Genomic DNA, 6,550 nt, shown 5'->3' with positions numbered 1-6,550 from the left:
CGCCCCGAAAGCGTCGAGCAAGCGCGAACGATGTTGCGCGACTGCGCGGTGGTGTGTTCGGGATTGTCGGGCTTTGAGGAATCAACGGACGGCGCGAAGCCGATTGGCCTGACTGATTTTTCAGGATTGGCGAGCGGGGCCTTGATCGCGTGGGCGGCAAGGCTGCATCGCAGACTTGCCGCCAATCCTGCCTAGCGCCAGCGCGTGTTGGCTCTTATCTTGTCGCCCCGCCGTTCGCGACCAACGGCACTTCCGCTTCGTCCGCCGGCTGCGAGCAGGGGGTGCTGATCGAGTAATTGGCGGGGCGCGAGCGCGCGGTTTCGGCGCCGGTTTGGAAACGCGCCATGCCGCCGCGAATGTATTCGCTCGACAGCTCGACGCAGGCCCATTTTCGGCGCAGATTTTCAGCCACCATGCCGGTCACACATGACCCGGCGAATGGGTCGACCACCAGGTCGCCCGGATCGGTCAGCATCCTGATGAAATACTCCGGCAGCAGCGCAGGGAAGCGAGCCGGGTGAATGTCGATCTCGTTCGCGCGGCAGTAGTCTTGGTATTGCCCGTTGCTCTCCGTGTTCGCAATGGCGAGCAAATTGGGCGGCACTGATCCGCCGTTGTCTTTCGAAAATTTTTCCGAGATGGCATGCCCGGACGGTCGCAGTTTCGCCTTGTATCCGTTCTTCAAAAGGTCCTTCATCGAGTCGGAATACGGAGCGAGGACTCGTTTGTTGTTCGCCTTCGGATACGGTGTTTTCGAGAGCCACCACACGCAATTGACGGCGTCTTTGACGCGCACCCGTCGAATGTTGACCCACTCCGCGGGCGAGGGCAGCTTGGCTGGATTCCACCAGTAATGCTCCTGGGCGAGGTGAAAGCCAAACTCTTCGCAAAGCATGATCAACAGCTTGAAGTGGTAGAGCGACCGGGTCGGCGTGCCTGGCTTCCAGGCGCCGCCGATGTCGATCACCAAACTTCCGTCGTCGCGCAGCACGCGGTTGAACCCCTCCGCGAACGGACGGAACCAGTCGCAATACGCCGCCGCGTCCTCATTGCCATATGACTTCTTGCGAACCAAGCCGAAGGGTGGCGAGGTCATGATCAGGTTGACGGAATTGGGCTTCGCGCGATGATGCAAGTATTCGAGCGAGTTGCCGTTGTATATCTTGCCGAGCTTTGTTTCGTGGGCGACAGAGAAGGGGCCATAGCTCTCGCCGTTGATTCGCTCCGGTTTCTTGTCCTGCTTCGCGGCGATGTTGTGCAGATGGCGAATGTAGTCGCTCAGCGACTTGAACCCCAACACATTGGATATTGCCTCCATCTCTTGCCGTTCGTTCAGGGTGAGCCGGAGGCTCGCGATATTGTCTCGGGGTTCGGAGACATGCGGACGGACCATTCTTATCCTCTACGTGGCGCGCTGGTTTTGCGCATGCATCTAACTGGCAGGTTATTGTATTACGCTAACCTGGATCGGCGCCAGGAATTTCTCGCAGCCCCAGATCTCACAAGGTTTCGCTATCATCTGACGCAAAGAATCGCAACCGGGGGAACAATGTCGCGACTTGCAAAGACTGACTTGCTGGGCAGGGTGCTGGATTCGATCAGAGAGAGTGGTTGGCTTCCAGTTGTCATCGAGCGTCGGCATCCCTTTCTGATCCGGGCCAGAGAGTCTGACTCGGGGTTGGTCTTAGACCTGCGCGTCTACATTTGGAACTGCACTCACGGAGGCGGAAACCGGGCGTGGGATGAATACCGAATCCAGTCAACGAGCGGCCAGTTGGAGCAGCGAAAGGGCGAGAGGACGTTACTCCTCGGTTGTTGGGACGAATTGGGCGTGTTCGCCGCTTGGGATGTCGAGGCCCATGTCCAACAAGACTCGGTTTCGCCGTCGGCGCAGGTAAAAGAGCAGACGTTGTTGGCTGCGCAAAAGGGTGCATTCTCCACGCAGGAGAAAGAGAATGAAGTGGTCGTGGCGTTTGCGCCATTCCTCTTCATGGAGTATGTGTCCTGCAAGGACCTTTTTCACCAAACGGGTTGGGCGCATCGAGACATTGCGCTGTTGGATCACCTTGATGATTTGTCCGATGAGGATATTCAGAGTGTTCGGAACGGGCCACGACGTTTGCTCATCAAGACGATCAGGCAAAAATATCGAGCGAAAGATTTCAGCCGACGGGTGCTCCGCGCGTATCTTCATCGGTGCGCGTTTTGCGGCGTGCAGCTCAAATTGGGGGTGTAAGCCCAACAATGGCATTCGGTTAAGCGCTATGCTAGTTTTCTCAAAAAATCGAGCAAGGTTCGTCTTCCCGATGCCTCATGAAGAAATATCAGTGTTTTGTCGCTGGCTCTGCCCGGAAACGTCGACCGGGGTTATTTCCGGTCTGACGGTCTGCCTATGCAGCCCGAGAAAGTGCTGGCCGTCTAGCGACAGGTAAAGCGCTGACTGGTCCGTTTGTACCGGGCTATACCGATATAATCCAAATTTCGCGACACGGGGGAGCGAAAATGCTGCGCGTCGTTGATCTAAAAATTAAGAACTTCCGCGGGATCCGAGAAGCACACGTCCGCCTTGGGCGGCATACCGTCTTGGTTGGCGCGAACAACTGCGGCAAAACCACAATCATCGAAGCGTTGGCCCTCTTGTTCGGTCGAGATCGCATGGTGCGAAGCCTGACCGAACATGATTTCTTCGGTAGCAACCCGCAACCTGCGGACCGTATCCAACTCATTGCCACGATCGTGGGATTCGATGGAGATGATCCTGCGGAACACGTCGACTGGTTTCGGGACGATCGCGGCGTTCCGAAGTGGTGGAATCCCGACCGCTGTGCCGCTTCCGCGACGAAAGATGATCCCAATTGGTCCTTGGCCTGCCAAATCGGATTTTGCGCACGGTTCGACCAACCCGAGCTCGAGGTTGAAACGGCCCGCTATTTCCATGACGATGACGTCGTCGGCGATGTGTTCGCGGACGAAGCTCCTGTTGCGGTGCCTGGCCGACTCATTCGAGATATCGGGTTCTTTTTGGTGCCGGCGAGTAGGTCGTGGGATCGTATCGTGTCGTTCGGATCAGAACTGTTTCGGCGCGTCGTCGCCTCTGCGGGTGGTCAACCGGCCACGTCGGTCTTGAAAGAGCGTGATCGACTACGCGCTCCAGACCAGCCGTTGGAAGCCGACGAAAATCTCGAGCCAATTACCACGCAACTTAACACGGAACTCGCTGGTTTTTTTCGCAGCAAACCAACCCTACAGCTCAGGGTGACGGCCACCGATAGCGACGGATTGTTGGAGACCGTCGTACCACACTACCTTCATGCAGGAGCTCCTCTCGCTTTACCTGCGAGGCGCCATGGCAGTGGATTGATCTCGCTTCAGCACCTGCTTCTCTTGCTTCAATTTGGGCGGCAACGAGCGCAGGCGCAGGAAGGGTTCTGGATGGCTCTCGAGGAACCTGAATTGCACGTGCCACCGCCGCTGCAACGACGGCTGGTTCATCGGATACAGGCACTATCCAGCCAGACCTTTGTCTCGACTCACTCGCCCATGATCGCAGCGATGTCGGACCCGTTGTCTGTCCTCGTATTGCGTAACGACGACGGCGTCTTGTCTTCGGTACCCTTACTTCCAGAGACGTTGCCTCCGGAGGCTTCCAACGGCGTACGCAAGCTCTTCCAGCTCAACAGAGCGGACACAATTGCTGCGCTGATGCACGATGCGGTCCTGGTTCCGGAAGGGCGAATCGACTATGAATGGTTCAAGCTTCTTGTGCGGGCAGTCGATCTCAGACAGGGATGGGACGAGGGACAGGAGAGTAAATTCGGCGCTTACATCGGCTTGGTTCCCACTCACGATGCTGCCGTAGAAGCGACTGTCGGCGCGCTCGTTCGACTGCATCCTCGCATTACCGCATTGGTTGATGGCGATGCAGCCGGACGTGCTTATGCGCAGGCCATGGCGGCGGCCGCGCAGGGGCCAACGATAATCATGCGGTGGCCGGATGACTGGACGATAGAGGATGTGGTGGGCTGGGTCCTTGCTGGTGATGCTGCCGCCGCGATCACGGCGTTAGCCCGCGTAATGGCTCCGGCTCCCCAATCAGTTCCAGCTCTGGTCGCGAAGCTAAAGTCGGACGTTCGCGCCAAAGGGGGGCTAAAGCAGGACCAGATTGCATACGAGGTTGTTGCTGACGTAATCGGCACCACAGAGCGGTGCTGCAACCGCGCCCGCGAGTTACTAAACGCGATCAACGACGTCTCTCTGGGAGGCGATTCTCCGCGCTTTGTCGCGGCACCCGGTGCGCCGTCCATAAGAACCTTCCAACCATGACCTTGATTGCCGTGGAAGGGGCCGCCGGATGCGGTAAGACCGTGAGGCTGATGGAGTTGGTGTCCCAGACTATCGAGGAATCGCCCCTCCTTGAGGGCCAGCGGGTCTTGGCGTTGACCTTCATGCATGGAGCTCGGCGCCGCCTCAACGAGAAGCTTCGAGGGATTGAAGCGGTGAGGGGGCGTGTTGAGTGTGTAACCGTCGACAGTTTTGCGCAGCGTCTCCTGCGACGCTGGCGAGGCTTGGCCCGGGCACTTGGAATGCCTCCGTTGCAAGCCGATCAGTACGATGAACAGTGCGACTGGGCCGGCGCTCTTTTGGAGTGCCCTGAGGTGAGGGCGTGGGTTGCGATTAGCTTTCCGGTTGTCTTGGTGGATGAGTCCCAAGACCTAAAACCGGAGCGTCTTCGGATGGTATCAGCCCTTGCGGAGTCGGTTTCCCTCCTGGTCGCTGCCGACGAATTTCAATGTTTGAGCCAAGAATTGCGGCCCAACCCGTGCGTCACGTGGCTGCGTGCAGCGTGCAAGCCCGTTGTTCTAACCGAGATTCGACGCACCGATGTGCAGGCACTGCTGACCGCGGCAGCGACGATTCGGGGTGGGGGCGTGGCTCAGAATGGCCAAGGGTTCAAGGTGCTTGCTGCTAAAGGCAGCCCAATGGCTGGCACCTATCTCGCGAACGCGCTCGCATGGCGCAAGGGTGGAAATGCCGCGGTTATCACCCCGTCGCTGAAAGGCGGCTTCGCACAGAAGGTGGTGGCCCAGGTGGGGCAAGGCCCTTGCGGCAAACAACAGAACGGCCCTTACACGATCAGATGGGAGCAAAGTGATTCGGACGAGGTCGCTAAACTTATTGAGATGCTTGAGTTGGCTAATAATGTTACGGCCGTGGAAGCGGTGACTGCCTTGCAACGCCTTCCCCACAGCGGCGCAGTTCGAGAAGTGATTTCCTGGGTAAGGCGCCAAGCGCGAACCGGCGCTACCACGTCTTTTGGGCGCCAGGAGGTCGAGAAGGCCATCGCCCGGCAGGTCCAGCTTCGTCGCCAGCGATACGCGGCAGACCACGCAACGTTCTCCGCAATGACCGTACAGCAAGCGAAGAATCGAGAGTTCGACGGCGTGGTGGTGCTCTGGCCTTACCAAGTTGGAGGCGATGACGAGCACAAGCGGCGCTTGCTGTACAACGCCATCACTCGGGCGCGGCGGTGGTGTGCGGTGGTTTTGCAGAGCGAGGACCTGTTGAAGGGAGCCCCTTTCGCATGATGGCTGCCTAGTTGTGCGACGGGCGGTAATCGCTTGGGGTTCCAAGCTCGCGACGATGTTCGGCTGCACAAATCAGGTGTCGTTTCAGAGCAAAATGCTGTCGAATCGGGCCGAAGTTCGAGAGGAAACGCTGGGCTCGTCGCAGATCCCTGAGTCCGCGCCATCCGGCGCTCCCGCTCTCGGATCGGTTATGGCTGTCCCCGGGTTCGATCAAAGACCTCTTGTGGCGTGGCCGCATAGCAAAATGGCTTAGCACAAACTCGAAATCAGGTGGCATCCGCACGTTGCCTTGTCTCCATGCCGTGCGATCGGCACCCCGTCATCGGTCATCGAGGTGTCGCCCTCGACGATGACATTGGGCTTTACGTCGGGATGCCGTGGGCACGACACTTCGTCACCCTTACGGGCCACAAATATCCCGTCGAAGCGCATTTTGGTCGAAGCGGTAATGACTTTCCCGCCGTGGTCGGTGTCGTCGCCGAGGCGAACCAGATTCATCATGGAGATCGGCCGTTCAATAGCGAAAATACAGCACACCAAGCGCGCCTGGATCATTAGGCAGTTTGGTCTTTTTGGTGATTGCTGGTAGGTCGATATGTTTGACACTCGCCCAGCCAAAAACGCTGAAAATACCTTCTGCAAGGCGCACGAATCCTAGATATTTCCTCGAAATCCTGTAGGCGATTACGCCAAATATGGCTGCGGAAATAAGCGCACCCGGTATCACTTCTAGAGCAAGCGCTCCAAATTCCTGTAACGAATCCCCAGAGAAGTATGAGATCGCGGCAAATAGTAGATAAAGCGCGAGTAAGAGGCATCCAACGAGCTTGAGAAACCACCAAAACGACGCCCGATAGTGGGCATAGCGCCCCCGGCTGCAATGCGGGTGCAGGGCAATAATCCGATCGCTGATTCGACGGATGCCGTAGCCTAGCCAGCCGTCGCCATCGGGCTCGGCCACGACC

Annotated in this window: 7 protein-coding genes and 1 pseudogene; 4 read left to right on the top strand and 4 right to left on the bottom strand. The window is 58.1% G+C overall.

Going from position 1 to position 6,550, the window contains the following annotated elements:
• A partial coding sequence (locus WM40_RS30485; RefSeq protein ID WP_157686004.1) for a hypothetical protein occupies positions 1-195 on the top strand: 195 nt, incomplete at its 5' end.
• 19 nt (positions 196-214) lie between these two features.
• Here the strand turns inward: WM40_RS30485 and WM40_RS25430 are convergent.
• Complete coding sequence (locus tag WM40_RS25430) at positions 215-1,393, bottom strand: DNA-methyltransferase (protein ID WP_052738538.1); 1,179 nt, start codon at positions 1,391-1,393, stop codon at positions 215-217.
• A 156-nt stretch (positions 1,394-1,549) separates the two neighbouring features.
• Between WM40_RS25430 and WM40_RS25425 the strand changes: the two genes are divergently transcribed.
• The 3 genes from WM40_RS25425 (at position 1,550) to WM40_RS25415 (ending at position 5,585) form a co-directional block, all read left to right on the top strand.
• Positions 1,550-2,236 carry a hypothetical protein gene (locus WM40_RS25425; protein WP_046154404.1) on the top strand — a complete coding sequence of 229 codons (687 nt, stop codon included), beginning with the start codon at positions 1,550-1,552 and terminating at the stop codon, positions 2,234-2,236.
• A 266-nt stretch (positions 2,237-2,502) separates the two neighbouring features.
• Positions 2,503-4,323 carry an ATP-dependent nuclease gene (locus tag WM40_RS25420; RefSeq protein WP_201779183.1) on the top strand — a complete coding sequence of 607 codons (1,821 nt, stop codon included), beginning with the start codon at positions 2,503-2,505 and terminating at the stop codon, positions 4,321-4,323.
• Complete coding sequence (locus WM40_RS25415) at positions 4,320-5,585, top strand: ATP-binding domain-containing protein (protein WP_046154402.1); 1,266 nt, start codon at positions 4,320-4,322, stop codon at positions 5,583-5,585. Before WM40_RS25420 ends, WM40_RS25415 begins: the two co-directional genes overlap by 4 nt.
• 7 nt (positions 5,586-5,592) lie before the next feature.
• On the opposite strand, the pseudogene WM40_RS31840 reads toward WM40_RS25415, so the two are convergent.
• The 3 genes and pseudogenes from WM40_RS31840 to WM40_RS25405 form a co-directional block, all read right to left on the bottom strand.
• A pseudogene (locus WM40_RS31840) lies at positions 5,593-5,773 on the bottom strand (hypothetical protein); the annotation flags it as partial.
• 61 nt (positions 5,774-5,834) lie between these two features.
• Positions 5,835-6,086: a PAAR domain-containing protein gene (locus tag WM40_RS25410; RefSeq protein WP_046154401.1), complete on the bottom strand. Its 252-nt coding sequence runs from the start codon at positions 6,084-6,086 to the stop codon at positions 5,835-5,837.
• Positions 6,087-6,099: 13 nt separating this feature from the next.
• A partial coding sequence (locus tag WM40_RS25405; protein WP_046154400.1) for a putative type VI secretion system effector occupies positions 6,100-6,550 on the bottom strand: 451 nt, incomplete at its 5' end.

The organism is Robbsia andropogonis (genome assembly GCF_000970345.1).
In the GTDB taxonomy this organism is placed as follows: domain Bacteria; phylum Pseudomonadota; class Gammaproteobacteria; order Burkholderiales; family Burkholderiaceae; genus Robbsia; species Robbsia andropogonis.
This window is presented reverse-complemented; position numbering and strand designations above follow the sequence as displayed.